Origin of the sequence: Paenibacillus sp. FSL L8-0340, assembly GCF_038593145.1 — a bacterium.
In the GTDB taxonomy this organism is placed as follows: domain Bacteria; phylum Bacillota; class Bacilli; order Paenibacillales; family Paenibacillaceae; genus Paenibacillus_AQ.
This window is the reverse complement of sequence record NZ_CP151967.1, coordinates 11,612-37,473: the sequence shown is the minus strand read 5'-3', so window position 1 is coordinate 37,473 and position 25,862 is coordinate 11,612. Positions and strand designations below refer to the sequence as shown.

The 25,862-nt window shown below is 50.0% G+C and carries 24 protein-coding genes, 3 rRNA genes and 1 riboswitch; of the genes, 2 read left to right on the top strand and 25 right to left on the bottom strand.

Annotated elements, in window-relative coordinates:
* Window positions 1–139: 139 nt before the first annotated feature.
* The 11 genes from spoVG to NST07_RS00130 form a co-directional block, all read right to left on the bottom strand.
* Complete coding sequence (gene spoVG, locus NST07_RS00180; RefSeq protein ID WP_020425826.1) at window positions 140–427, bottom strand: septation regulator SpoVG; 288 nt, start codon at window positions 425–427, stop codon at window positions 140–142.
* Window positions 428–634: 207 nt separating this feature from the next.
* The gene (gene purR / locus NST07_RS00175; protein WP_038584367.1) at window positions 635–1,462 is read right to left on the bottom strand and encodes a pur operon repressor; all 828 of its coding nucleotides are present in this window, start codon (window positions 1,460–1,462) and stop codon (window positions 635–637) included.
* A 120-nt stretch (window positions 1,463–1,582) separates the two neighbouring features.
* Complete coding sequence (gene ispE / locus NST07_RS00170) at window positions 1,583–2,437, bottom strand: 4-(cytidine 5'-diphospho)-2-C-methyl-D-erythritol kinase (protein WP_340895699.1); 855 nt, start codon at window positions 2,435–2,437, stop codon at window positions 1,583–1,585.
* Window positions 2,438–2,596: 159 nt separating this feature from the next.
* Window positions 2,597–2,773, bottom strand: coding sequence for a small, acid-soluble spore protein, alpha/beta type (locus NST07_RS00165; protein WP_019914492.1), 177 nt, complete (start codon window positions 2,771–2,773; stop codon window positions 2,597–2,599).
* 157 nt (window positions 2,774–2,930) lie between these two features.
* Complete coding sequence (locus NST07_RS00160) at window positions 2,931–3,206, bottom strand: Veg family protein (protein WP_019914493.1); 276 nt, start codon at window positions 3,204–3,206, stop codon at window positions 2,931–2,933.
* A gap of 290 nt (window positions 3,207–3,496) precedes the next feature.
* A complete protein-coding gene (yabG, locus tag NST07_RS00155; RefSeq protein ID WP_038584361.1) occupies window positions 3,497–4,396 on the bottom strand; it encodes a sporulation peptidase YabG in 900 nt (299 codons plus the stop codon).
* A 102-nt stretch (window positions 4,397–4,498) separates the two neighbouring features.
* Window positions 4,499–5,383 carry a 16S rRNA (adenine(1518)-N(6)/adenine(1519)-N(6))-dimethyltransferase RsmA gene (gene rsmA / locus NST07_RS00150; RefSeq protein ID WP_341089021.1) on the bottom strand — a complete coding sequence of 295 codons (885 nt, stop codon included), beginning with the start codon at window positions 5,381–5,383 and terminating at the stop codon, window positions 4,499–4,501.
* On the bottom strand, window positions 5,380–5,931 hold the full coding sequence (gene rnmV, locus NST07_RS00145) for a ribonuclease M5 (RefSeq protein ID WP_341089019.1): 552 nt from the start codon (window positions 5,929–5,931) through the stop codon (window positions 5,380–5,382). The genes rsmA and rnmV overlap by 4 nt, the downstream gene beginning before the upstream one ends.
* A 152-nt stretch (window positions 5,932–6,083) precedes the next feature.
* Window positions 6,084–7,244: a ubiquitin-like domain-containing protein gene (locus tag NST07_RS00140; protein WP_341089017.1), complete on the bottom strand. Its 1,161-nt coding sequence runs from the start codon at window positions 7,242–7,244 to the stop codon at window positions 6,084–6,086.
* Window positions 7,245–7,534: 290 nt separating this feature from the next.
* A riboswitch (cyclic di-AMP (ydaO/yuaA leader) is annotated at window positions 7,535–7,762 on the bottom strand.
* A gap of 198 nt (window positions 7,763–7,960) precedes the next feature.
* Entirely contained in the window at window positions 7,961–8,731 is a 771-nt protein-coding gene (locus tag NST07_RS00135; RefSeq protein WP_341089016.1) for a TatD family hydrolase, read from the bottom strand.
* Between the two features lie 54 nt (window positions 8,732–8,785).
* On the bottom strand, window positions 8,786–10,069 hold the full coding sequence (locus tag NST07_RS00130; RefSeq protein ID WP_341089014.1) for an HD domain-containing protein: 1,284 nt from the start codon (window positions 10,067–10,069) through the stop codon (window positions 8,786–8,788).
* Between the two features lie 305 nt (window positions 10,070–10,374).
* Between NST07_RS00130 and NST07_RS00125 the strand changes: the two genes are divergently transcribed.
* Window positions 10,375–10,629 (top strand): AbrB/MazE/SpoVT family DNA-binding domain-containing protein, encoded by a 255-nt coding sequence (locus tag NST07_RS00125; RefSeq protein WP_019914502.1) that lies wholly within the window; start codon window positions 10,375–10,377, stop codon window positions 10,627–10,629.
* Between the two features lie 557 nt (window positions 10,630–11,186).
* On the opposite strand, the gene rsmI is transcribed toward NST07_RS00125, so the two are convergent.
* From rsmI to NST07_RS00075, 10 genes are all read right to left on the bottom strand, one after another.
* Complete coding sequence (gene rsmI / locus NST07_RS00120) at window positions 11,187–12,092, bottom strand: 16S rRNA (cytidine(1402)-2'-O)-methyltransferase (RefSeq protein ID WP_038584344.1); 906 nt, start codon at window positions 12,090–12,092, stop codon at window positions 11,187–11,189.
* Window positions 12,092–12,865: a tRNA1(Val) (adenine(37)-N6)-methyltransferase gene (locus NST07_RS00115; RefSeq protein WP_341089013.1), complete on the bottom strand. Its 774-nt coding sequence runs from the start codon at window positions 12,863–12,865 to the stop codon at window positions 12,092–12,094. The genes rsmI and NST07_RS00115 overlap by 1 nt, the downstream gene beginning before the upstream one ends.
* A 239-nt stretch (window positions 12,866–13,104) precedes the next feature.
* Window positions 13,105–13,470, bottom strand: coding sequence for a DNA replication initiation control protein YabA (locus tag NST07_RS00110; RefSeq protein ID WP_341089011.1), 366 nt, complete (start codon window positions 13,468–13,470; stop codon window positions 13,105–13,107).
* Between the two features lie 30 nt (window positions 13,471–13,500).
* Window positions 13,501–14,301, bottom strand: coding sequence for a stage 0 sporulation family protein (locus tag NST07_RS00105; protein WP_341089010.1), 801 nt, complete (start codon window positions 14,299–14,301; stop codon window positions 13,501–13,503).
* Window positions 14,302–14,440: 139 nt separating this feature from the next.
* Complete coding sequence (gene holB, locus NST07_RS00100) at window positions 14,441–15,415, bottom strand: DNA polymerase III subunit delta' (RefSeq protein WP_341089008.1); 975 nt, start codon at window positions 15,413–15,415, stop codon at window positions 14,441–14,443.
* Between the two features lie 17 nt (window positions 15,416–15,432).
* Window positions 15,433–15,876, bottom strand: a complete 444-nt coding sequence (locus tag NST07_RS00095) for a YaaR family protein (RefSeq protein ID WP_341089007.1) — start codon at window positions 15,874–15,876, stop codon at window positions 15,433–15,435.
* A gap of 43 nt (window positions 15,877–15,919) precedes the next feature.
* Window positions 15,920–16,249, bottom strand: coding sequence for a cyclic-di-AMP receptor (locus NST07_RS00090; RefSeq protein WP_038584327.1), 330 nt, complete (start codon window positions 16,247–16,249; stop codon window positions 15,920–15,922).
* A gap of 101 nt (window positions 16,250–16,350) precedes the next feature.
* Window positions 16,351–16,992, bottom strand: coding sequence for a dTMP kinase (gene tmk, locus NST07_RS00085; protein ID WP_341089005.1), 642 nt, complete (start codon window positions 16,990–16,992; stop codon window positions 16,351–16,353).
* Entirely contained in the window at window positions 16,993–18,654 is a 1,662-nt protein-coding gene (locus tag NST07_RS00080) for an aminotransferase class I/II-fold pyridoxal phosphate-dependent enzyme (protein WP_341089004.1), read from the bottom strand. It lies immediately after the preceding gene.
* A gap of 216 nt (window positions 18,655–18,870) precedes the next feature.
* Window positions 18,871–19,056 (bottom strand): sigma factor G inhibitor Gin, encoded by a 186-nt coding sequence (locus tag NST07_RS00075; RefSeq protein WP_038584317.1) that lies wholly within the window; start codon window positions 19,054–19,056, stop codon window positions 18,871–18,873.
* 210 nt (window positions 19,057–19,266) lie between these two features.
* Between NST07_RS00075 and NST07_RS00070 the strand changes: the two genes are divergently transcribed.
* The gene (locus NST07_RS00070) at window positions 19,267–19,791 is read left to right on the top strand and encodes a hypothetical protein (RefSeq protein ID WP_076113617.1); all 525 of its coding nucleotides are present in this window, start codon (window positions 19,267–19,269) and stop codon (window positions 19,789–19,791) included.
* Window positions 19,792–19,891: 100 nt separating this feature from the next.
* Here the strand turns inward: NST07_RS00070 and NST07_RS00065 are convergent, their stop codons facing one another.
* The 4 genes from NST07_RS00065 to NST07_RS00050 all read right to left on the bottom strand — a co-directional run bounded on the left by NST07_RS00065 (window position 19,892) and on the right by NST07_RS00050 (window position 25,462).
* Window positions 19,892–20,281: a hypothetical protein gene (locus NST07_RS00065; protein WP_341089002.1), complete on the bottom strand. Its 390-nt coding sequence runs from the start codon at window positions 20,279–20,281 to the stop codon at window positions 19,892–19,894.
* 258 nt (window positions 20,282–20,539) lie between these two features.
* Window positions 20,540–20,656, bottom strand: a 5S ribosomal RNA gene (gene rrf, locus NST07_RS00060).
* Window positions 20,657–20,734: 78 nt separating this feature from the next.
* Window positions 20,735–23,662: ribosomal RNA gene (locus tag NST07_RS00055) — 23S ribosomal RNA — on the bottom strand.
* 244 nt (window positions 23,663–23,906) lie between these two features.
* A 16S ribosomal RNA gene (locus tag NST07_RS00050) occupies window positions 23,907–25,462 on the bottom strand.
* The 16S, 23S and 5S rRNA genes sit together here, the layout of an rRNA operon.
* Between the last annotated feature and the right edge of the window lie 400 nt (window positions 25,463–25,862).

Sequence of the window (25,862 nt, the reverse complement as noted above, 5' to 3'; positions counted from 1 at the left end):
TACTGAATATATCTCATATCGGGAAAAAAGAAAAGAGAACCATGTGAGCATGGTTCCCTTTTCTTCGAACCCCAATTAAAAACGGCTTGACCTTACGCCGCCCTGGGAGGGCAGCTGGACATCAGAGTCAGCTTAAGGCTTAAGCTCCCTCTTCGATGACCTCTTCTTCTTCCGTAGCGGCGCGATCGTACTCGGCCAGAACCGCAGATTGAATCTTCTCGCGTGTTCCCGAAGAAATCGGGTGTGCGATATCGCGGAATTCGCCGTCCGGTGTACGCTTGCTGGGCATAGCAACGAACATCCCGTTATTACCGTCGATGACTCGAATGTCATGAACAACAAACTCGTTGTCGATTGTAATGGATGCGATTGCTTTCATTCTCCCCTCAGAGTTGACGCGGCGGAGTCTGACATCCGTAATTTGCATGTGTGTGTTCACCACCTTTTTCCATCAGAGACTTGGTGTATAATTCCACACAGCAAAGCGAATTCCTTCTTTTTGATTCCAAAAAATGCCTGATAATGAAGATTATTTTTGCGCAACCATTGATTTCGACACCATTCGCGGGGTTTTCTAATAATCCCTTACGATTTCGACATTTTACTGTTTCTTAACGCAAAGTAACTGTCCAGCTCAGGAGGAGAAGTAATTACCCGGATACGCTGAAATCCGCCGCACCTTGGAATCCACCTCATTCAGCTTCACCAGAGATACATAGTCATGCAAAAGACGTTCTTCCGTCTCCACCGCACCTGATTCCACGAGTACACCTACACCGGCCACTTCGGCATTGAACTCGCCAAGCAGATCGACCATACCGCGTACGGTACCGCCGGCCTTCATGAAATCATCCACGATCAGCACCCGCGACTTCTCACGCAGCGCCCGCCTCGAGAGCGACATCGTATGTATGCTCTTGTGCGAGCCCGATACATAGTTGATGCTAACCGCAGAGCCCTCGGTCACCTGATGGTCACGGCGCACCAGCACCACCGGCAGCCCAAGCTGTGCAGCTGTTGCATAAGCCAGCGGAATGCCTTTGGTTTCCACGGTCATCACTACATCAATCTCTACCCCGTAGAAAGCCGTTGCAATGATCTTTCCGGCCTGTTCCATCAGAGAAGGCAGCCCCAGCAAGTCAGACATATATAAATAACCACCGGGCAGAATCCGGTCGCTCTGCTCCAGCTGTCCGCACAAACGGTTAACGAAAGCCAGCGCCATCTCTGTTGGCATTCTAGGAATATAACGCACCCCGCCTGCCGCTCCGGCCAGTGTCTGCAGCTCACCCATGCCTTCGCCTTCAAATACTTCTTTTATAATAGCCAAATCTTCGCTGATGGATGACTTTGCCGCACCATACCGGTCTGCAAATGTTGACAGCGACAGCAGGTCATGCGGTTTCTCAAGCAAAAATTGGGTCATGTCTACCAAACGTTGGCTTCTTTTAAGTTTTTTCACGGAATGCTCCTCGCCAAAACCGAATATTATTATAAAATAATATCACTTTTGTACGGATTTACACAAGAAGAAACGGCTGCTCTGCCTTTGACAGTTGCTAGCCGTTTCTCTGGAAGCTCTTCAGCTCAGCGAACGTACCGCGTAAACTTCCTTACAGAATCCGCGCAGTCCATTGTAAATTCTGGCTACCTTCGACTGTTTGGATACCAGACCGAAGACGGTCGGTCCGCTGCCGGACATCAGCACTCCATCTGCACCCAGCTTCATCATGGCTTCCTTCAGCTGCTGCACCTCTGGATGGAGCTTCAGCGTCACATCCTCCAGGACGTTGCCTAGCCCCGCACAGACTGCGTTGAAGTCGCCCGCTGCAATGGCCTCCTGCATCCGCGTTGCCGACGGATGCACCGCAATGTCATTCGCCCGTACACGTCCGTACACCTCAGCCGTCGATACATTAATCGGTGGCTTCGCCAGGACGACCCAGCACTGCGGCGGATTCTCAATCGGAGTCAGCCGCTCGCCTCTCCCCGTTGCCAGGGCAGTGCCTCCTGTGACGCAGAACGGCACGTCCGAGCCCAGCTCGGCGCCCAGTTCCTGCAGCTCCTGCGCCGGGATACCAAGGCGCCAGAGCCTGTTCAGGCCGCGCAGCGTTGCTGCCGCATCGCTGCTGCCGCCGGCAAGGCCGGCAGCGACCGGAATTCTTTTGTCCAGATGGATATGTACACCGCTCTTCACATTATAACGGTCTTTAATAAGCCTCGCAGCCTGAAAGGCAAGGTTCTTCTCGTCGAGCGGAATATATCCCGCCTGGCTTGATATAATAATCGAGTCTCTCTTCATCTCTGATAGCTCCAAACGGTCCGCCAGATCCACCATGGTCATAATCATTTCCACTTCGTGAAATCCGTCAGGCCGCTTGTGAAGCACATCCAGCATCAAATTGATCTTGGCCGGCGCTTTCTCATACATTTTCAAGGCGTTCACCCACCTTCAGCTTTTCCCGTAAAAACAACTTAACATATTATATGAGAAACTTGTAACGAAGTCCATTATCAAAAGTTTGGACAGGCCAAAAAGGGAAACGCCGCAAGGACGGTTCCCCTTTTTTATTACCATTTTTCAGCACATAAGCGGTTAAGACTTCCGGGCAGCCTGCTCGGCAAGCTGAATCGCCCTCTTCACCATATTCCCTGCATCCTGGGCCCGGATTCCACCCCAGCCGTCCCGCTCTACCGTTTCGTAGAATCCAAGCTCCTTAGCCAATTCCGTCTTCAGTTCCTCCGACATCATGCCTCGTTTTCTGCGGCTCATTAGCGGAATTCCTCCTTAGGGTAGTAGATGATTAGCTTATTGCTCCTTTAGTATGCTGTACCGGGGCAATGATCATTCAACCCGCGAAGAAACCGTTCACACTGTTGTTATATTCACAAAACAAAAAACAGCCCCCATAGGAGACTGTCCGTAACACTTAAGCCTTAATATACATAATTCGCATTTGCCCATCGTCTTCGCAAACTGTGATCTCCACAGACTCCGTAAGAATATCGGCATAGCTATAGGAGACACGCTTGAAGGTTTGCTGCTCCTGATCCAGTTTGACAATAAATACAGAAGGGTACGTTTCTTCCAGGACACCGGTGCGTTCAACGGTCTTACGACGTCCACCGTTTGCACGCAACGTGATCTTATGACCGACGTGAGCTTCGAGACTGCGTTTAATTTCCAACAGCGCGTTATTAGCCATTACCTGACGACCACCTCTTTCCTTGTCCATTATACAACTTTTCACAAACATTGTCAAAGCAAATAAATAATTATAGATGATGCCAAAAAAGTTGTCAACGGAATTTTTTTAGAACGAAAGACTCCCGGCCGAGGCGCCTTGTTATCGGTAATAATATACCGGAGGCTGTCGCCGCCTGTCCGGCTTCCACAACAAAAAAAGGAAAAGAAAAGCGTTATGCTTATCCTTTCCTTTTTTTGTTCCTGCCATTCTGGAAAATTATTGCGTACGGCTTTTCCGGGACCATGATACTATATCGCCGACGGGGTAACTTTCAGCGCGGAAAGATTTTGCAGGCGAGGCATTCCAATCCGGAAGCTGCCGCGTGTCTCTATTCCGCCCATTCCCTGGTTGCCGCTGATGGTATGATTCAGTACATCGCCTAGACTGACAGTGTCACGGATCGAGGTAAAAGAGGCTTTGGCTGCTATATAGACCGGATCCAGCGCATGAATCAGGATTCTCCCCGGTGAGCTGGCAAAATTGGCCCCCGCCCCCAGCAGTGCCTCAAAATGCGACTGGCAGGCTCCCGCCACAATGGTCAGGGCATCAAAGTTCCGTTCATATTCCCTTGCAACCCCAATAGCAGCCACAAAGTTCTGCGAATTTTTGTAGCTGCTAAGACTATAGAGATCATAAGTATGCGGCTGTTTCAGCACCCCGTCGTGGCCAGTTATAACTACGATATCCGGACGCACACGAGGCAGAAGCCGGTATAATGTCTCCGCCATTTTGGACTCATGAACATGATGCCCTTCCGCGGGAATCCGCAGCTGTTCATACAAGCTAAGACTTTTGTTCAAATAAAGCGCATCGCCGTCCAAATGCAGCACTTTGCCCGGCACCTCGAAATAAGCCGCCTCCTTGGGGGATTGCGGCCAGCCTCCGGCAACAGTTTCTCCGCTGCGCTGGCTCTGTTCCTGACGGTCCTTACGCAACCTTGTCAATGATTCCTTTGCTTTGATCTGTGCCTGCTGTCCCCGTTCTGTAATACGGGTAGGCGGCACTTGAACCAAGTCGTCCAGGGGAGCATCCGCCAAAAGGCGGAATTCTGTGCCTTTGATTACAGCTCCACTCTGCACGATGTTCTCCACCCGGAAAGTTACATCTCCACCATAAGATTTGCGGACGACCAAGTCTCCTAAATTCATGACAACACCACCTCTATCCCCATCGTATGGGCAAAGGTCATGGTTGGTTCTTCAACAGCCGCATTTTCAAAAGATAAAGCGCGATGTTTCACGCTGCATACTCTAGGCGATTCCTGCCGCCAGCAGCACAGCGCTAAGCCGGGCGTACTCCGCAAGGCTCAGCGTCTCCCCGCGGCGGGTTGGCTCTATGCCAGCCTCAGCCAGCAGAGCCTCCAGGCGTTCACGGCCTTCTCCAGGGAAGAAGCGGGCCTTGAGATTGTTTGCTATTGTCTTACGCCGCTGGGTGAAGGAAGCCTGGACCACCTCAAAGAAATGCTTCTCATCAGCTACATCCACCGGAGGACGTTCTCTGACCTTCAGCCGGATTACAGCAGATTCCACATTCGGCTGCGGGATGAAGACCGTACGCGGCACAATACAGACCAGCTCAGGCTCACTGTAGTACTGCACGGCTATGCTGAGGCTTCCATATTCTTTGCCGCCCGGAGAAGCCGCCATACGCTCAGCAACCTCCTTCTGGATCATTACCACGATATTATCCAGCGGAAGTTTCTCTTCCAGCAGTTTCATCAGTATAGGAGTTGTCACATAATACGGCAGGTTGGCAACCACACTTACTTTGTCGACGGTTGCAAAATCCTCTGTGAACAGTTCCTGGAGGTTTACCTTCAGCACATCATCATTGCGAATTTTGACATGCGGGTACGGAGACAGTACATCCCGCAGAATCGGAATCAGTCTGCGGTCGATCTCTACAGCAGTCACCGCACCCGCAGCCATGGCCAGCCGTTCAGTAAGTGCTCCGATACCCGGACCAATCTCCAGGGCGCCCGCAGAGTCAGTTAATTCTGCTGCGTCCACTATTTTATCAAGGATATTCTGGTCGATCAGAAAGTTCTGTCCCAGACTTTTTTTGAACGAAAAACCGTAGCGCTGAATAATTTCTTTGGTCCGTACTGGCGATGAGATCTTGTTATTGCCACTCATGAGGTAATGCCTCCCTGATCAATTTGTGCGAGAGCTCCGGAGAATTCTTCCCGCGTGATGCCAAACATAGCCAGCCGCTTGTATAGCTGTTTGCCGTTACAATACCCGATGCCAAGCACGTTGCCAAGCGCCATCCTGCGCTCAGCCGCTCGCGAATGCACCAGCATGCCCGCCTCCATAAGATCCTCCAGCCCAATAAGGGCAGGGGCCCCCTCAAAGGAGGTATGTACATGCTGCAGCGCATGACGGATCGCTTCCGGTGATGCATTCTCAACACCGATATCCCCCTTGCGTGTGGCATCCTTCTCCGGGATGAATGCATGCTTGCAGCCTGGCACCTTGGAGGAAACAATCTTGCGGATGCGTTCGCCGGCATGATCGGGATCCGTAAGGATGATCACGCCTCTGCGTTCCATTGCCAGCGCTATCTTGGCGATAACCTTGCGGTCTACCGCTGAACCGCCAGTCTCTATCGTATCGGCCTCCACCGCCCGCTTGACGGCAACCGTATCACTCTTGCCTTCCACCACAATTAATTCCTTAATCATACACGTTGCTCCTTCCTGTAAAACACAAAAAGAAGAGGATTCGCTCCCCTTCTTTTTGGCTAAAGAATGTATAAGTGATGAGCGGCAGCCCGTTCTGTCAGTGCTACCCTCACTATAGCTTATAAACCGTTAATTTGCAAAAGCGGACCACGTTAATTCAACTCCGGCTTCACTGGACCGATCACATAAATAGTCCGGGACTTGCGGCCGAAATTACGGGCATGGCTCAGTGAATCGTAATAAACATCTAACTTGTTGCCTTTGATGGCACCGCCGGTATCCTCTGCTCGGCGAAACCCTAATCCCTCAATGTACACCCACCAGCCGATAGGAATTACATTCGGGTCCACAGCTATTGTCCGGCCTTCTGTTACGCGTGTGCCAGAAGCCGTGCGGGTCCCAATGCCTGGCTCTTCCGAAGAATAGGCTGTCATCGACACATTTTTGATCATCTTCTTGTATTGGAAATCTACGCCTGCCTTGTGCACGACGTTACTGCTTTTTGCGGAAACTTTGGTTGTTTTGGATGCCGTACTTTTTTTGGAAGTTGTCACAGCAGCTACAACGGGCTTTGGCAGGGGCTTCGTACCAACATAAACAATTTTATGTTTGGTAACCGTCTGTACTTCCTTGCCAATCATGCGCATAGAGACCAGTTCTCCATCTTGGTAGACCTTCTCGATATGCTGGACCATGACGCCTGGTGCGCCTAACTGTGCCACTTTTACGGTCCCCTTGTTCAGGGAAGGATCTGAGGTCTTAATGACCTGGAATGGCAAATTATGCTTCCGCTCTACAATTTGCTTGTTGATGCGGACAATTTTAATTTCCATGCCGGCCGATACTGTGGTGTCAAGCGAAGGGTATATTTTGTCACTGCTCTCCAGGCTTAAACCCAGTTTGCTAATGGCGTCACCGATAGTGTCTTCGGTGGTGTACATTGTTTTTGTTGCTCCATCCGCAGTGAGACTAAACTTCTGTGCACGATTGATCACGACACGGTCGCCGTCCTGTATCTCATCACTAAGGCCAATAGATAATTCATCATGCGGCTGCAGCGAAATTTGTTCCTTAGCCAGCACATCACTGAGCAGCGCTTCGCGCGTTTCCAGCGTCTGTACTTTCCCGTCTATTACTAAAAATATCTCTTTCTTGCTCTGACCGTGTACGTACAGCAGAATGAGCAGCGCGATAACGATTGATACCGCACCTGCAAGCGAAAGTAAGCGAGGATTCACTTGCTTCCACCGTAATGCGAAAGACCTGCTGGATGATTGCGAATCATGGGATACTTCTGGTTGGAATACGCCCACTCTCTCCATCCTCCTTACATAGCCCCGTCGTCAAGTTGTATATCAAGGTGACTGAATGATTGCTGACGAAACTAGGTTTGAGATTGCAACAGGATACGCCCGCATTGCTTTAGCGTTTCCTGCTCATGGATCGCCTGCCCGGCATAATTACTCCAGATACCTGTTATATAACAGTATGCTGGGAACATTCGCATTATTCAAAACAAAAAAAGCCCAAAAAAGAGTTCACAGAGGACTCTTTCGTGGCTTCTCCGGATGTCAGAATACGCGGGAATGTTTATGCACGAGGTTTCCTCTCTTACTTGCGCTTACGGGGTTAGCTGTCGGGTTCGGGCATAAGAGAGACGCCCTATCTTAGGTCACCCGCTCACGGCGGTTGCCCTCAAATTCACCCCAAAGACCACGTGAAGAAATCAAATAAATTCTGCGGCATTTCTGTGTTGTACTCTATGTACGGACATGCGGCAGGCATTATTGGTTCCCCCGTTCTCCATACGGAGACTCAGCGAGACGATCCATGATTCAGTGACTGTCACAGTAACAACAGCTCACTGCACTGAAAAGATGATATCCTGTTTTGATGCATGTTGTAAAGGACGATTCAACCACGTTTACGCAAAAAAATGATTAAAATATTGTAATATTCAGCCGTTTTTAAATTAAAAAAGTTTAATATATCGGCTATACTTCATTTTTCACCGCTTTTACTCCCGATTTCAGACAATTCCAAATCGTTCCAGTGCGTTCGCATACGTAATTTCCGCCAATTCCTGTAAATCAATCCCTTTTATTTCCGCGGCAGCCTCTGCTACTAATCTCACATGTGCGCTCTCATTTCGCTTGCCCCGGAAAGGGTGCGGTGTCAAATAAGGCGAGTCCGTTTCAATCAGCAGCCGGTCCATCGGAGTCTGGGCCAGCACCTCTTTTGGCACTCTGGCGTTCTTGAATGTAATCGGGCCGCCGAAGGACAGGTGAAAGCCTAAATCCAGGCACATTTTGGCTATTTCCCAGCTTCCGGAGAAGGAGTGCATCACTCCGCCTATTTCATCAGCCTTCTCTTCACGGAGAATACGCACCACATCTTCATGAGCATCACGGTTATGAATACAAATCGGCATTTTCAGTTCACGGGCTAGTCCGATTTGTTTGCGGAACACTTCATGCTGTACCTCTTTGGGAGAGGTGTCCCAATAGTAATCCAACCCAATTTCTCCGATGGCGACTACTTTTTTATGACTGCACAGTGAGGCGATCCACTCGAGATCACCGTCCCTCATGTCTATGGCATCCTGCGGATGCCAGCCGACGGCTGCATAAATATAGTCATAGGTTTCAGCAAGCTTCATGGTCGTTGGGATTGTTTCCCTGTTAAAGCCAATATTAATCATTTTGGTAACTCCTGCCTCGAGCGCATTGGCGATTACCCTTTCGCGGTCCTCGTCGAATTGCGGAGCATCCAGATGGGTGTGCGTGTCGAACAATTGCATGTTACATCCCCTTTTCTGTCATAATTTCTATGATGAATTCCAAGTATTTTTGGATTACTTTGCAAAGATTTCTGCGATTGAAGTAGGCAGCATTGGAAGGGCTTTCTGCAGCTTATCCTGTGGAAAATACAGGTGATAACGGCCGCGGTGAATTCCGCTGATGGAGCGTACGATATCTGAAACTTCAGAGATCTCCCTCAGTTTGTCATGGCGGTCAAGCAGCAGAATCTGCTTGCTGTCAAAGCCTTGTCCCGGACGAAACACATCATAGGGCAAATCTGTTGGAAAATCAATTTCCAGATCATAATCGGCATCTAGCCCTGCCACGGCAAAGCTGCGGCGTATTTCGTCAATCGTCTCGGAATCAAGGTTCTCCATCTCTACATATTTATACAGTTTACGATGAATAAACCGGCTGCACAAGTCGCTTAACAACTCATCCTTCTCCAAAGTCCACTGCATGAAGGCGGTCTGGATCATAGCTTCGTCTAGCAGCAGATATTGCTCCACCGTGACCTCTCCGCGGAACAAATCACCTAAAGGATCAATCATGAACCGGAATTCATAACCGCTCTGGTACAGTTCTTTGGCTCTGCGGAAAATTTGCCGCAAAATGATTTCGGAACTGCGTGTGACCGGGTGGAAATATACCTGCCAGTACATTTGATAGCGCGACATTAAGTAATCCTCGATGGCGTGCATCCCTGACTCCTTAACCACTACCCTTCCATGGTATGGGCGCAGCATTCTTAGAATCCTGTCAATATCAATCGTCCCATAGTTTACTCCCGTGTAGTATGCATCGCGGAGCAGATAATCCATGCGATCAGCATCCAGAGGGCCGGAAACCAAGTTGACTACAATTTCATGCTCATAAGTTTTGGAGATTACCGATGCTACCTTGCCGGGAAAATCCTCTGCCACATCCCGCAGAATCGCGGTGATCTCCGTGTCCTCCAGAATGATCCGGCAGGTCCAGTCTTCATGGTTCATTTCAAAGGCTTCTTCTATAGAATGGGAGAACGGGCCATGCCCCAAATCATGCAGCAGCGCTGCACATAGAGTAAGCAGGCTCTCCTCCGGCATCCAATCCTTATACCCGCTTCGCTCGAACTGCGAAATGATACGGCGTGTAATTTCGTAGACACCCAGGGAGTGTGAAAATCGGCTATGCTCTGCACCGTGAAAGGTTAGATAGGAGGTGCCAAGCTGACGGATGCGCCGCAGACGCTGAAATTCCTTGGTATTGATCAATCGCCAGATAATTGTGTCCTGCACGTGAATATAGTTGTGAACCGGATCTTTGAAAACCTTCTCTTCTGTCAGCGGTTGCTTCATGTGTTCAACTCCTTCGAATAATATAATTAGAAATAAGAGGTAATAGGTAGTATAATAATGAATTATGTCGCACTTTGTCGAATTGTGTCATTTTATCGTTTTACAAATCGACAATTTAATTTTATCTGCATTTGTATGAATTTATGTGTAATGTAGGCGATATAAAAGTTTTATTAAAAAATTCCTTAAAATTAGCCTCAAAAAAGGTTGACTGTTTTGGGAATGGTTGGTATTATAAATATCATAAAACGGTGAACAATGTCGAATAATGACGCTTTTGAACATTGAGAGGAGCAACGATTGTAATGATGAAATCAACAGGAATTGTAAGAAAAGTAGATGAGCTTGGACGGGTTGTTATTCCGATCGAATTGCGCCGTACCCTGGGCATTGGAGAAAAAGATGCGCTCGAAATTTACGTGGACGGTGAGCGGATCATGCTTAAAAAATACGAGCCAGCTTGCATTTTCTGCGGCAATGCTGAGAATGTAACCTATTTCAAAGGAAAAATAGTTTGTCATGAATGCATTTCTGCTATCCCTACCCCTGTGACAAACTAGAACAAATAGGTTATAATAGGAACTAATCAAATTGTTAATTCTAACCTTTTTATATCTCCTTGGCCTCCCGTTGATGCGGGAGGTATTTTTTATGCTTTTTTACCCTCCCAAACCCTCCCTACAGGGAGGGCCCCAAGGGCCCCGGCCCTCTGGACACCCGGAAGCTTGTCTAATTTGTGGCCGCGCGTAAAGGAGTAACTGTGACGGTGGACCGGCCCTCTTTCGGGCACGCCCTCAGGGCCTTGCCATCCGAGGGATTTCGCCATAGGCCGTGCGCCTATGGCGGCTGCGCGAAGGCGCTGCCCTGCAACGGTTGGGCGATAAAGCCGCTCTCCCTGCGGGAATCGCTTTACGGTAGCACGGGCCAGTGACTTTAGCGGTTACTGGCTGCTGGCTGGTGAGCTGCTTTTTCTGCTTTTGCCCGCTCTCCCTACGGGAATCGCTTTACGGTGGCACGGGCCAGTGACTTTAGCGGTTACTGGCTGCTGGCTGGTGAGCTGCTTTTTCTGCTTTTGCCCGCTCTCCCTGCGGGAATCGCTTACGGAGGCAAACGCCCTTTACTCCCTGTCCAACAATGCATTGTAAATATCGCGTTTGGCCAAGCCACGGTCTGCGGCGGCCTTTTTCATAGCTTCCTTCCGTGCCATTCCTGCGTTTTCATAGTGAGCGACATGCAGCTCAATGCTGAGCTCACGCCACCAGGAGGATTCAGCAATCTCAGCCTCTTCTTTGCTTTCCCCTTCAACCACGATTACATATTCGCCAAGCGGCGGATGTTCGGCCAGCCAAGCAGAACATTCCTCAATCGTGCCGCGCAGAAACTCCTCATAACGCTTCGTCAGTTCACGGGCCAGCACCACCCGGCGGTTGCCGAATGCCTCCTGCAGATGAACCAAGGTTTTGGCTACCCGGTGCGGAGATTCATAAAACAGCAAAGTCCCCTGCACAGAACGAACAGCGGATAATACACTACGGATATCCTTACGCTCCCTGGGCAGGAACCCGACAAAGGTAAAGCTTGTAGTCGGCAAGCCGGAGGCAATCAAAGCTGACAAAGCCGCGTTAGCTCCGGGAATTGGAATGACCGGAATATGGTGGCTGACAGCCAATGCTACAAGATCTGCTCCAGGGTCGGAAATTGCCGGCAGACCGGCGTCGCTGACAAGCGCCAAATTTTTACCTTCTATTATATAGCGGATCAGTTCCGGTCCACTGGCAGCCTTATTATGCTCATGATAGCTGAACAGCATGGAAGGCGTAATTTCAAAATGGCTCAGTAACTTACGCGTCTGTCTTGTATCCTCGGCGGCAATAATATCACATTCTTTTAAAGTGCGGACTGCACGGTAAGTCATATCCTCCAGATTGCCGATTGGCGTAGCGACCAGATAAAGACAACCGCATCCTGGCGGTTTAATTCCATCATTGTTGTTTTGAAAGCTGCTTTGGCATGTTATAGTCATCATTTACCCTCTTTGTTTCCATAATAAATATCCATAATTTCTGGACAGTATTGATTGTCCTCATTATATACGATCAGCGGCGGTTGTAAACGCACCTCAGGCTTTCCATCGCGTGCAGCTTCAATCAATACCATATTGGCTTCCAAATGTGCTCTTGGATGCACGAAACGAATCAGCTTCGGCTCCAGTCTGTTTTGTCTCATCAGGCTGATAATATCTACCAGACGCTGTGGCTTGTGTACCATACTTACCTTGCCTCCGGTGCGAACCAGTCTTACACATGCCTGAATCACCTCTTCCAGCGTGCAGCCAAGCTCATGGCGGGCCATCGCCTGATGTGTATTCAACTTGAGATCGCTTCCGTTAAGCGGCATGTACGGCGGATTAACGGTAATCGCATCGTATACACCGTATCCAGCATCATTATGCAGTTCGCGTAAATCCCCTTCATGTATCTTAATCCGCTCCTGCAGTCCATTTAAGGCTACACTACGGCGTGCCATATCCGCCAGACGCGGCTGAATTTCAATACCTTCTATAGAAGCTTTGGTACGTGTAGTGAGCAGTATCGGAATAACTCCATTGCCAGTACAAAGATCAAGTACTCTGCCGCGTGGCGGTATACCCGCAAACCGGGCCAGCAGTACGGCATCCATTGAGAAGCTGAACACTTCATCACTCTGAATAATCCGCAGATCATGAGTCAATAAATCATCCACCCGCTCCGTTGGCAGCAGTAGAGGAACAGGTATTTCGTTAGAAAAATTCGTCATTGTAATCTCCTAAAAGTTTTGTTGAGCCTATGCTTCAATGAAATTCTTCGAAACAAAATTCGCTTCGTAAGCATAGACTTAGTTTTGCCTGAGCATATACTTCAATGAAATCCTGCGAAACAAAACTCGCTTCGGAAGCATACGCTTAGTTTTGCCTGAGCCTGTGCCTTTCTTTCATCAGTCTACGCCCTTAAATTCAAAAAAAACCGTAGGCGTAAATCTCCTACGGCTGGATATCCTCATTTATTAAGAAAAGAAAGACAGAACAGACAATCACCTTCTGTGCGCAAATGGCCGAAATAGACATTGCAGATGTGAAAGCCTTCATGATACAGCCGGGCCAGATTGTCATAACCTTCCCCAACTACCTCTTCTGTTCCCTCTCTGGCGGCCAAAAGAGCTTCCGCCTCCGCAGTATCAACGGCAGGGTCCAAAGGTGCGTCCCTCTTCAATATTTTGCGGAGCTGTTCATTCTCCAGACTAAGCCTTTGATTGGCTTCCATCAGTTCCTTAACCGTCTGTTTCCAATCTCCGAGACTTGCGCGCATGCTTTCCATCTGCGCTTCCATCTCCTGCATGTGTGCAAATATATTTATCTTCTCCAAGTTTCCACCCCGAAAGTAACCTTATATGGTTTACTTGACGACAACATCATCCATTGGAAGTTCCTTAACTTTGCCCACTTCAAACAGCTGTACATGAACCGTGCGGGTTCCGGCATTAATTCCTACCACCTTGCCGTCACCGAGTGAGGTTACGACAATCTTGCCTACCGCCGGCATTTCTTCCTTCGTGCTTTCGTAATTATCATGCTCAAACTTCAGGCAACACATCAGCCGTCCGCACAAACCCGAGATCTTTGTCGGATTAAGCGAAAGGTTCTGATCCTTAGCCATCTTGATCGACACCGGCTCGAAATCTCCAAGCCAGGAGGAGCAGCACAATACTCGTCCGCAAGGCCCCAGACCACCCAGCATCTTAGCCTCATCACGCACACCAATCTGCCGCAGCTCGATCCGGGTACGGAAAATACTTGCCAGGTCCTTGACCAATTCGCGGAAATCGACGCGTCCCTCGGCAGTGAAATAAAAAATAATCTTATTGCGGTCAAACGTGAACTCCACATCCACTAGCTTCATTTTGAGCCCATGATCGCGAATTTTATTTAAACAGGTGGTAAAAGCTTCCTTGGCTGCACCTTTGTTCTCTTCAACCACACGTGCGTCGGTTTCTCCGGCAATACGCATGACCTTCTTGAGAGGCAATACAACATCCGCTTCCTGCACCTCTTTTTTGCCAACGACAACTCTACCGTATTCAACCCCTCTTGCCGTCTCAACAATAACGCATTGATCGCGTTCAATCGGGAAATCAAGCGGATCAAAATAATATATTTTACCCGCTTTTTTGAAGCGGACACCTACTACGCTGTACAAAAATTAACCCCCTTGTTTGCCGGTAAAGGAACCCTTAAGCAAGTCCGCTCTCTGATGATCCATGCTTGTCCTTCCTTATCCGTTAAACCCATACTTCCAGGCTGAAGCGACATATAGAGGATATATCATAACTAACCCTTTAACTTTCCAGTCGGATTAAGAACTGCTCCAGACACAGTTGGGCATTGGCATTGGACCGGAGCCTCCGCTTGCTCTCCGCCGCGAATTCCATATAAGCCACCCATTGTTCCGTACTCCGCTGACGGGCATGTCTGGAAATAAAGTCTAACTGATCTATGAAAACGATGCTTTCGTGTCTTCGGTACAGGAAGTAAAGCATATCTTTAAACCAAAGATGGAACATGCTGAAAAGAATATCCAAATGTTCACCGAGCCCGGCCTTGAACAGCTTCTGCCCTACGGTTGCTACGGCAGTGCTGCCTTTGCCCAAAGACTCCTTAGCTAATTGTAACACTAGATTTCTCATTTCTGCAAACCAATTCTGTGCCAAAAGTTCCCTGCAGCCATCAAGACCTGAAGTCAGCGATACTGCACACCGGGCTAGCGGCACAGGAACCCCCTCGCCGGATAACGCCTGGAGCATAATATCCGGATGCAGCGGGCTAAACGGAATACGCTGAGTCCTTGACTGAATCGTTGGTAGCAGGGAACTGCTATTATCGGAGATTAAAATGCCTACTGCCGGAGCAGGTGGCTCCTCCAAAAATTTGAGCAGACTGTTGGCGGCTTGCACCGTCATTTTATCCGCTCCTTCTATAATATAAACCTTCGGGTTAATTCCTTCCGATCGGTAAGAAAAAACACGCTGCAGCTCACGGATCTGATCGATCTTAAGACTTGCCCCTTCGGGCTTCAGCAGGGTTAAATCCGGATGGTTGCCATGCTCAACCTTGCGGCATTCCAGGCATTCACCACAGGCATCGTCCTGGAGTACGGTGCAAAATATGGCTTGCGCGAACATCAGTGCTGTCTTCATTTGTCCGCTCCCGGAAGGTCCGGTGAACAGATAGGCATGACTGACCGCTTCTTTGCGCAATGCATTTTGCAGCAGGCGTTTGGCATCCTCCTGGCCTAATATATCATGAAAAGGCATAAATTCCTCCAACTCTTTTAAAAAGCAAGATTAATCAGCATTCCGCGGATCTCTCCAACCCGTCCCAGCAGATCAATACGGCCATGCTCACTTTCCAGCAAGTCATCCGCCAAGTTCAGCAGCGCGGCATCGATCTCCTCCAGCAGTTTATACCTTTTACTCCTGCCGCGACGGTCCCAGCCCTTCGTATCCTTCAGAATGACTCCGCGGCGCGCAGTCTCCTCCAGAAACTTTTTGATCATATTGCGGTAAATCGCCAGCTCGCGGACCGTCATGGATTTGGATAGCCGATCGCCCTGCTGCTGGATATCTTTAATCTGGCGGTTAAGCTCATCTATCGTTTTCTGTTCACCCTGCTGATGGAATACATCAGTGAATGATTTTTGCTGAACGGGCCTTCTACCTTCTTCGTTAGTCGGCAGCTCGCTTTTTAGGGGCCTGTAGCCCGGATTGATTTTCAAAGGTATCTACCGTCCTTATCATGGGATTGCACCGGTATTATGCTCAATAATGCTCAAAACGATCAACAGGAAGCACGAATACTGTTGCTCCGCCTACCTGTACCTCTACAGGAAGTGGTAAATATGAATCCGTCGTACCGCTCATAGGAGTTACCGGAGTAACAAGCTGCTCACGCACCTTGCAGCTATTTCGGATAACACTAAGTACAGCATCTACCTGAGTATCGTCTACACCAATCATAAATGTGGTATTCCCTGCGCGTAGAAATCCGCCTGTACTGGCCAGCTTGGTTGCACGGAAGTTTGCCTTGACCAGCTCACTGGACAACCGGTTACTGTCTTTATCCTGGATAATTGCGATGATTAAGTTCATCTTCGTTCCCTCCTAAAAGTTTTGTAGGCGATACATTGGAGTGTTACCTCTCCAAAGGTGATGTGATAAGTTCACACCTAAGTAATATTAGACAAAGCGCGCTAAAAATCCTTTAAAATGCGCTCCTTCAGCGTACGAACGATATCCTGTTCAACCATATGAATCGGACGATTGGCATCAAGGACAACAATCCGCTGGGGATCTGATGCAATAACGAGCTGATACCCTTCACGAACCTTTTGGTGAAAAGCCATGTTTTCCAAATCAAGGCGGTTCACTTCCCGTTCCTGATTGGCAGCGATCCGTGACAGCCCCACCTGCGGGTCCACATCCAGATAAAAGGTTAGATCCGGCATCCGGTTCCCAATAGCAAAGCGGTTAATGCTCCGGACCTCTTCAATGCCAAGTCCTCTCGCATAACCCTGATACACGAGACTGCTGTCTACGAACCGGTCACAAAGCACGGTAATCCCGTCCTTGAGTGCAGGCTCAACTACTTCCGCCAGATGCTGGCTTCTTGCCGCTGCATACAGCAGCGCTTCCGTCCGGGCATCCATAGCAGTATGGGCGGGATCCAGAATGATGGATCGGATCTTCTCGGCGATTTCAATCCCCCCGGGTTCACGCGTAATCCGGTAGGGCATGGAGTGATTCTGCAAATATGCCGCCACCCGGCCCAGTACTGTTGTTTTTCCCGAGCCATCGCCTCCCTCCAAAGTAATGAAGAAACCTTCTCGTGCCACTTATACTTCTCCGCCCTTCTGAATGTTGTATACCTTGATATGCTGTAATACCGGATCAGCGCAGGCCTGAAATTTGGCTCCGCCTTTACTGAGACCACTCAGCCGGCTGCATATAGCTTCGGTTATTGCTTCGCCCGGATAGAGCAGTGGAATGCCCGGCGGATAAGGAATAACCATCTCTGCCGCCACTCTTCCTATACTATATTCTAAGCGGACGCTTTCTGTTTCACTTTCAAGCACCGGCTGCAATGAAAACGGAACCGGATCAGAAATCAGAGACGTGGGGAAATTGTTCCACGTGGAATTATTGTTGTGAGGAGTTATGCTTCCCTCTGCCTGACTGTCAGTGAAGGCTGCTGCAGGTGCTTGGTCCGCAGCAGCCTTAAAAACCGCAGATGCCGGACCAGCAGCAGCCCCAGATGCCTGCGGCACCGGGCATGGCATGTCCGCACCAATCTCCTGCAGCGCGCACAGCAGCGCTGCCGCATCTTCTGCCTTCGAGCCGAGGCTGAAGGCCAGCACTACGTGCCGGGCATCGCTCATCTCCGGCACGATGCCCTTCTCCTCGAGCCTGCGCTGCAGCTCGAAGCCCCCCAGGCCCCCGGCGGCGTCATAAATGACGGCCTTGAAGGGGTCCTGCATGCTGTACGCCGCCCCGCTATGCGGCGGCGTTCCCGTGCCGGCGGCTGCGCCTGCACCGCCGGAAGGCTGCAGCGGCACCGCTGGCTGCAGCAGCCCATAACGCGGCAGCTGCGCCAGGCCGTGCCGCAGGACGTCTACGGCGGCGAGCCCCGCCGTGAAGGCATTTGCGCGCTGGCTGTGCACCAGCCGCCGGGCCAGATCGAGCGAAGCCATCACGGGGTAGGATGGGCTGGAGCTCTGCACCATCGCGAGCCGCTGCCTAAGCAGGGTGCGGTCAAGCCGCGGGCCCTGCACATGCAGCATGGCGCCCATGGTGAGCGCGGGCAGCATCTTGTGCGTGGACTGCACTACGCCGTCCGCGCCGCACATTAGCGCCCCGGCCGGCAGCTCGGGGTGCTGTCCGTAGTGCGCCCCATGCGCCTCGTCAACCAGCAGCGGAACACCGCTGTCGTGACAGATCTGAGCGAGGGGCGCCAGGTCGCTGCCCATGCCGTAGTAATTCGGCATGGTGACCAGCACAGCTGCGGCTTCCGGGTAGGCTGCCAAGGCAGCCTGCACCGTCTCAGCCGCAGGAGCGACCGCAAGGCCGCTGTCCGTATCCAGCAGCGGCTCCAGAAAAACTGCCTGGACACCTGCCAGCATTAGTCCATGAATGACCGATTTATGCACATTGCGCTGCAGAATCATGGTCATCCCCGGCTGGGGGCATACCGTCAGGATGAGGGCAAGATTACCGGCAGTGCTGCCGCCAACGAGAAAAAAACTCTCTTCCGCCCCAAAACAGTCCGCTGCCAGCTCCTGTGCTTCCTTAATCACCCCTTCAGGATGATGAAGGTCATCTGTTCCGGAAATCTCTGTGACATCGTATTTCATGATCTCATTTAGATATCCTGCGCCCCCGAATCCGCTATAGGCCTCACCATTCTTATGGCCCGGCACATGATAAGATATATTACCCTTTACTCTATATTGTTCCAACATTTCGTATACAGGTGCCCTGCCAGGCTGTAAATTGTTCATGATCTATTCCTTCCCTGGGGGTTACCTTCTATTTTAACGCAAATATGTGCAAACGCCTATTATTCTGGACAAAAGCCTCTTCACAACAACAAAACGGCTCCTCCCGCCCTTTAAGACGGGGAAGCCGTTATATTGAAGCCTTCTTATGCAGCCAACGCGACACATAACCACCGCCTGCTCTTTTTACCCCATCTTCATTCCATACCTGTGTTCTGCTCAAGCGTTCTTCTGCAATCCGATCTTCTTCATCCGTCCAATAAAAAAACGGTATTTGGCATCTTCCGCCTCTGTATGCACCATTTCACTCTCACAATCCTCACAAATGAAATGCGAGACAATCACAATACCTTCCTCTTTCACTTGTCCGCAAATGATGCAGGGCTGTCCGGGTTGCTGTTCCATTACCATCCCACCTTGACTCTTTTAAGAACAGTATGTTACACCTTCTATCATTTTAAACCCTTTCATAGTTTTTTCCTATCCTTCAAGGCTTATAATATATATATTCCGTCATTTGTCTAAAGGTGAACCTGATGCTGAAGTTTAATAAATTGCTGTCATTCGCCGATATTAGTAACATGAGAACTAAGTGAGGAGGTCAAACCTTTCTTTATGGAACCTAACACCAAAGGCGCAGCCACATTCTATCAATACAAGCTTATCAAAAAGATTAATCTCACGCCTGTTAAGCTACGGATATATATTGCGCTCCCCCTCTTTTTCGTAGTGCTGGAAACAGTGTTCCTTTCCTGGTGGAGTATCCTGTTCATGATTATTGCCGCACCTGTTGTGATATGGATTCAATATGTAATCTCGCGGTCAGTTCTGGTCATTACCGGGCATCCCATCGCCAAGCGGTGGAGATTATCCTATCGCCTGCCATGGCTTGGTTATATGCCTGATCAATACATCAGCTATGGTATCTTCCGTAAAGTGCAGATGCATAACTTTTGGATCGGCCTGTGCATCGCCGCGCTGTTTATTGTATGGTCTCCGCCGGCATTTACAGTATCCTTGATCATCTGTCATCTATGGGTGCTCTTCCCCCGTCTTTATACGCTGCTGAGACTAAATCGTGAAGAGAAAAATGGTATGCTTAAGTTCACATCCACTGATGTTTCTTATTACTCTCAGTAATCAACAAGCCACATACATACAGCTATGAAATGCTCACACTACAATAAATAACCGCCGTCCTAATAGACGGCGGTTATTTATTTACTCTCCAGCTCTTTAACTATGTTTTCTTCTCCTTCGGAATCATCACAACGAAATAGTCATCATGGATCGTTAGGTGAACTGTGAGTCCATCCTTTTCAAAGACTCGCGAGCTTCCTGAGTCATCATCCTGTTGTTCTTCCCATCCCCAAGCCTTGATGGCTTCCAAATAAGGCTCTGCTACGCCATCCTTTTCTTTAAGTCCGGGCAATGAATAACGAACATAATCCATAGCGACATTGGTAGTGGTCCGATCAGGAGAACTGGCGTCCTTAGGTACCGGAAAGCTTTTTTCGTTAAGCGCACCCTCAAAGGCATCCCAGGCAGGCTCTTTCGTACCGCAACCAACCAGCATTACACAAACTATAGAAACAATAAATAATATCCACATGGGCCGGGTTCGCTTCATACCTTAAATCCTCCTTACCTCTACCATGCATCTAAAGACGCAAGAAAATTCAAATTTAGAATTTATCAGTAGTTCATTCGTATTAAGGTTCTTCTTAATATTTGCACTTTTCTATTATACTTTGATCTGCTGTGGCTTCGGTAACAAAAATGTCACTCCATTGTAAGCGTTTTATAAATATATGCTCCTCTATACCTATCTCTTACACTCTAAATAACAAAAAAGCCACTGTTGAGAAACTCAACAATGGCTTTGTGTGCTTGGCGGCGTCCTACTCTCCCAGGACCCTTCGGTCCAAGTACCATCGGCGCTGGAGGGCTTAACGGTCGTGTTCGGGATGGGTACGCGTGGAACCCCTCCGCTATCGCCACCAAACGGGCATTTACAGCGTAAATGCTTCAGGAACCTTAATTCCTGAAAACTGAATCCGAAACGAATCTGCGTCTTAATTTGTTGGATAAGCCCTCGACCGATTAGTATTGGTCAGCTCCATGCATTGCTGCACTTCCACCTCCAACCTATCTACCTCGTCGTCTTCAAGGGGTCTTACTGATTGGGAAATCTCATCTTGAGGGGGGCTTCACGCTTAGATGCTTTCAGCGCTTATCCCGTCCGTACGTAGCTACTCAGCCATGCTCCTGGCGGAACAACTGATGCACCAGCGGTACGTCCATCCCGGTCCTCTCGTACTAAGGACAGCTCCTCTCAAATTTCCTGCGCCCACGACAGATAGGGACCGAACTGTCTCACGACGTTCTGAACCCAGCTCGCGTACCGCTTTAATGGGCGAACAGCCCAACCCTTGGGACCTACTTCAGCCCCAGGATGCGATGAGCCGACATCGAGGTGCCAAACCTCCCCGTCGATGTGGACTCTTGGGGGAGATAAGCCTGTTATCCCCAGGGTAGCTTTTATCCGTTGAGCGATGGCCCTTCCATGCGGTACCACCGGATCACTAAGTCCGACTTTCGTCCCTGCTCGACTTGTAGGTCTCGCAGTCAAGCTCCCTTATGCCTTTGCACTCTTCGAATGATTTCCAACCATTCTGAGGGAACCTTTGAACGCCTCCGTTACTCTTTAGGAGGCGACCGCCCCAGTCAAACTGCCCGCCTGACACGGTCCCCGTACCCGATTAGGGCACTAGGTTAGAACCTAGATACGATCAGGGTGGTATCCCAACGGCGCCTCCGCAGAAGCTTGCGCTCCTGCCTCTACGGCTCCCACCTATCCTGTACAGATCGTACCCAAATTCAATATCAAGCTGCAGTAAAGCTCCATGGGGTCTTTCCGTCTTGTCGCGGGTAACCTGCATCTTCACAGGTATTAAAATTTCACCGGATCTCTCGTTGAGACAGCGCCCAAGTCGTTACGCCATTCGTGCGGGTCAGAATTTACCTGACAAGGAATTTCGCTACCTTAGGACCGTTATAGTTACGGCCGCCGTTTACTGGGGCTTCGGTTCACAGCTTCGGATTACTCCTAACCGCTCCCCTTAACCTTCCAGCACCGGGCAGGCGTCAGCCCGTATACTTCGCCTTGCGGCTTCGCACAGACCTGTGTTTTTGCTAAACAGTCGCTTGGGCCTTTTCACTGCGGCCCCCTCGGGCTATTCACCCTACCGAGGCACCCCTTCTCCCGAAGTTACGGGGTCATTTTGCCGAGTTCCTTAACGAGAGTTCTTCCGCGCGCCTTAGAATTCTCTTCTCGCCTACCTGTGTCGGTTTGCGGTACGGGCACCTTCTCCTGGCTAGAGGCTTTTCTTGGCAGTGTGAGATCATGACCTTCGCTACTATAATTTTCGCTCCCCATCACAGCCCAGCCTTAACGGTGTGCGGATTTGCCTACACACCAGCCTCACTGCTTAGACGGACATCCATCAGTCCGCGTCACTACCCTCCTGCGTCACCCCATCGCTCATAGCGGATTACGGTGGTACAGTAATTTCAAACTGTTGTCCTTCGACTACGCCTTTCGGCCTCGCCTTAGGTCCCGACTTACCCTGAGCGGACGAGCCTTCCTCAGGAAACCTTGGGCTTTCGGCGGATCAGATTCTCACTGATCTTTTCGTTACTCATACCGGCATTCTCACTTGTATGCTGTCCAGCGCTCCTTACGGTACACCTTCAACCCACATACAACGCTCCCCTACCCCAGATGCAAAGCATCTAGCCATAGCTTCGGTGGTGTGTTTAGCCCCGTTACATTTTCGGCGCAGAGTCACTCGACCAGTGAGCTATTACGCACTCTTTCAATGGTGGCTGCTTCTAAGCCAACATCCTGGTTGTCTGTGCAACTCCACATCCTTTCCCACTTAACACACACTTGGGGACCTTAGCTGATGGTCTGGGCTGTTTCCCTTTTGACAATGGATCTTAGCACTCACTGTCTGACTCCCGGCAAGAAGTTAATGGCATTCGGAGTTTGACTGAGCTTGGTAACCCTTGCGGGCCCCGCACCCAATCAGTGCTCTACCTCCACCACTCCATTCACCGAGGCTAGCCCTAAAGCTATTTCGGGGAGAACCAGCTATCTCCGAGTTCGATTGGAATTTCTCCGCTACCCCCACCTCATCCCCGCATTTTTCAACATACGTGGGTTCGGGCCTCCAGTGCGTGTTACCGCACCTTCACCCTGGACAGGGGTAGATCACACGGTTTCGGGTCTACGTCCACATACTTAAGTCGCCCTATTCAGACTCGCTTTCGCTGCGGCTCCGGCTTCTCACCTTAACCTTGCATGTTAAACGTAACTCGCCGGTTCATTCTACAAAAGGCACGCCATCACCCCTAGATCGGGCTCTGACTTTTTGTAAGCACACGGTTTCAGGTTCTATTTCACTCCCCTTCCGGGGTGCTTTTCACCTTTCCCTCACGGTACTGTTTCACTATCGGTCGCCAGGTAGTATTTAGCCTTAGCAGATGGTCCTGCTGGATTCATACGGGGTTTCACGTGCCCCGCACTACTCGGGATCCGTCTCGGAGAGAACACAGTTTAGGCTACAGGGCTTTTACCTCTATCGCGGGCCTTTCCAGACCTCTTCGCCTACCATATTCCTTTGTAACTCCATGTGAGACGTCCCACAACCCCAAGGGGCTTGCCCCTTGGTTTAGGCTGTTCCGCGTTCGCTCGCCGCTACTGACGGAATCACTATTGTTTTCTCTTCCTCAGGGTACTTAGATGTTTCAGTTCCCCTGGTCTGCCTCTATCTCTCCTATGTATTCAGAGAGAAGTAACTGCGAATTACCACAGCTGGGTTTCCCCATTCGGACACCCCCGGATCAAAGCTTGCTTACAGCTCCCCGAGGCAGTTTCGTTGTTCGCCACGTCCTTCGTCGGCTCCTGGCGCCTAGGCATCCTCCGTGTGCTCTTATTAGCTTAACCAATGCGTTTTCCGTTAGGAAAATCGCTAGCATCGCTATAATTAAAACTTGTTTACACAAGTTTCAGCTAAAAGATGTTCTAAAACGCAAATTCGTTTCGGTATCCAGTTTTCAAGGATCAAGGTACTACTTGAGAGCTTAAACTCTCAAAACTGACCAACGAGTGAGTAACAGGCCTAAACCTGAGTTTTGGAAGCTAAGCTTCCGATTTGAATGTTTCCGTTGCAGGAAACGATTCTCCATAGAAAGGAGGTGATCCAGCCGCACCTTCCGATACGGCTACCTTGTTACGACTTCACCCCAATCATCTACCCCACCTTCGGCGGCTGGCTCCCTTGCGGGTTACCCCACCGACTTCGGGTGTTGTAAACTCTCGTGGTGTGACGGGCGGTGTGTACAAGACCCGGGAACGTATTCACCGCGGCATGCTGATCCGCGATTACTAGCAATTCCGACTTCATGCAGGCGAGTTGCAGCCTGCAATCCGAACTGAGACCGGCTTTGCTGGGATTGGCTCCACCTCGCGGCTTCGCTTCCCGTTGTACCGGCCATTGTAGTACGTGTGTAGCCCAGGTCATAAGGGGCATGATGATTTGACGTCATCCCCACCTTCCTCCGGTTTGTCACCGGCAGTCACTCTAGAGTGCCCAGCCTTACCTGCTGGCAACTAAAGTCAAGGGTTGCGCTCGTTGCGGGACTTAACCCAACATCTCACGACACGAGCTGACGACAACCATGCACCACCTGTCTCCTCTGTCCCGAAGGCCGCCACTATCTCTAGTGGATTCAGAGGGATGTCAAGACCTGGTAAGGTTCTTCGCGTTGCTTCGAATTAAACCACATACTCCACTGCTTGTGCGGGTCCCCGTCAATTCCTTTGAGTTTCAGTCTTGCGACCGTACTCCCCAGGCGGAGTGCTTACTGTGTTAACTTCGGCACCAAGGGTATCGAAACCCCTAACACCTAGCACTCATCGTTTACGGCGTGGACTACCAGGGTATCTAATCCTGTTTGCTCCCCACGCTTTCGCGCCTCAGCGTCAGTTACAGCCCAGAAAGTCGCCTTCGCCACTGGTGTTCCTCCACATATCTACGCATTTCACCGCTACACGTGGAATTCCACTTTCCTCTTCTGTACTCAAGCCACCCAGTTTCCAGTGCGACCTCAGGTTGAGCCCAAGGTTTAAACACCAGACTTAAATAGCCGCCTGCGCGCGCTTTACGCCCAATAATTCCGGACAACGCTTGCCCCCTACGTATTACCGCGGCTGCTGGCACGTAGTTAGCCGGGGCTTTCTTCTCAGGTACCGTCACTCCGGTAGCAGTTACTCTACCGGACGTTCTTCCCTGGCAACAGAGCTTTACGATCCGAAAACCTTCATCACTCACGCGGCGTTGCTCCGTCAGGCTTTCGCCCATTGCGGAAGATTCCCTACTGCTGCCTCCCGTAGGAGTCTGGGCCGTGTCTCAGTCCCAGTGTGGCCGTTCACCCTCTCAGGTCGGCTACGCATCGTCGCCTTGGTGAGCCGTTACCCCACCAACTAGCTAATGCGCCGCAGGCCCATCTCCTTGTAGCAGATTGCTCCGCCTTTCATCCTTCGTCCATGTGAACAAAGGAATTATCCGGTATTAGCTACCGTTTCCGGTAGTTATCCCAGTCAAAGAGGTAGGTTGCCTACGTGTTACTCACCCGTCCGCCGCTAAGTTAATCCAGAGCAAGCTCCTTCATAACTCCGCTCGACTTGCATGTATTAGGCACGCCGCCAGCGTTCGTCCTGAGCCAGGATCAAACTCTCCAAATTGGTATTTAGAAAGAGCGATTGCTCAATTTGAAACATCTGACGAGAATTTACATTCTCACGATGAAATTTCTAAAGCGTATAAATACGCTGTGAAACTCATCAGTTTTGGATCTCACTTGCGTGATTTCCATACTCACTCGTTGTTCAGTTTTCAAAGATCAAGCTCGTTGTCAGTGCCGATTATCTCGTCACCAGCAACTCTTATAATATATCACATTCAGCCGATCAATGCAAGCTCTTTTTTTAACTTCTTTTCCGAGCCAGGCGTTGATGTTTCGCGGCCAGAAATAGAATATATCATGTATAGGTCTGCATTGCAAGCATTATTTATAAAATTCTTTCTGGAGTATACAGCTTGTACCGCCCCCTACTGCAAAGGCACCAGCTTAAAGGGCGATAA

Bases quoted from the DNA above. Each gene is read 5' to 3' on its own strand.
- spoVG (WP_020425826.1), bottom strand. From the start codon at position 427: ATGCAAATTACGGATGTCAGACTCCGCCGCGTCAACTCTGAGGGGAGA.
- NST07_RS00165 (WP_019914492.1), bottom strand. From the start codon at position 2,773: ATGAGCCGCAGAAAACGAGGCATGATGTCGGAGGAACTGAAGACGGAA.
- NST07_RS00160 (WP_019914493.1), bottom strand. From the start codon at position 3,206: ATGGCTAATAACGCGCTGTTGGAAATTAAACGCAGTCTCGAAGCTCAC.
- yabG (WP_038584361.1), bottom strand. From the start codon at position 4,396: ATGAATTTAGGAGACTTGGTCGTCCGCAAATCTTATGGTGGAGATGTA.
- rsmA (WP_341089021.1), bottom strand. From the start codon at position 5,383: ATGAGTGGCAATAACAAGATCTCATCGCCAGTACGGACCAAAGAAATT.
- rnmV (WP_341089019.1), bottom strand. From the start codon at position 5,931: ATGATTAAGGAATTAATTGTGGTGGAAGGCAAGAGTGATACGGTTGCC.
- NST07_RS00135 (WP_341089016.1), bottom strand. From the start codon at position 8,731: ATGCAATTGTTCGACACGCACACCCATCTGGATGCTCCGCAATTCGAC.
- NST07_RS00130 (WP_341089014.1), bottom strand. From the start codon at position 10,069: ATGAAGCAACCGCTGACAGAAGAGAAGGTTTTCAAAGATCCGGTTCAC.
- NST07_RS00125 (WP_019914502.1), top strand. From the start codon at position 10,375: ATGATGAAATCAACAGGAATTGTAAGAAAAGTAGATGAGCTTGGACGG.
- rsmI (WP_038584344.1), bottom strand. From the start codon at position 12,092: ATGACTATAACATGCCAAAGCAGCTTTCAAAACAACAATGATGGAATT.
- NST07_RS00115 (WP_341089013.1), bottom strand. From the start codon at position 12,865: ATGACGAATTTTTCTAACGAAATACCTGTTCCTCTACTGCTGCCAACG.
- holB (WP_341089008.1), bottom strand. From the start codon at position 15,415: ATGCCTTTTCATGATATATTAGGCCAGGAGGATGCCAAACGCCTGCTG.
- NST07_RS00090 (WP_038584327.1), bottom strand. From the start codon at position 16,249: ATGAACTTAATCATCGCAATTATCCAGGATAAAGACAGTAACCGGTTG.
- NST07_RS00080 (WP_341089004.1), bottom strand. From the start codon at position 18,654: ATGAACAATTTACAGCCTGGCAGGGCACCTGTATACGAAATGTTGGAA.
- NST07_RS00075 (WP_038584317.1), bottom strand. From the start codon at position 19,056: ATGGAACAGCAACCCGGACAGCCCTGCATCATTTGCGGACAAGTGAAA.
- NST07_RS00070 (WP_076113617.1), top strand. From the start codon at position 19,267: ATGGAACCTAACACCAAAGGCGCAGCCACATTCTATCAATACAAGCTT.
- NST07_RS00065 (WP_341089002.1), bottom strand. From the start codon at position 20,281: ATGAAGCGAACCCGGCCCATGTGGATATTATTTATTGTTTCTATAGTT.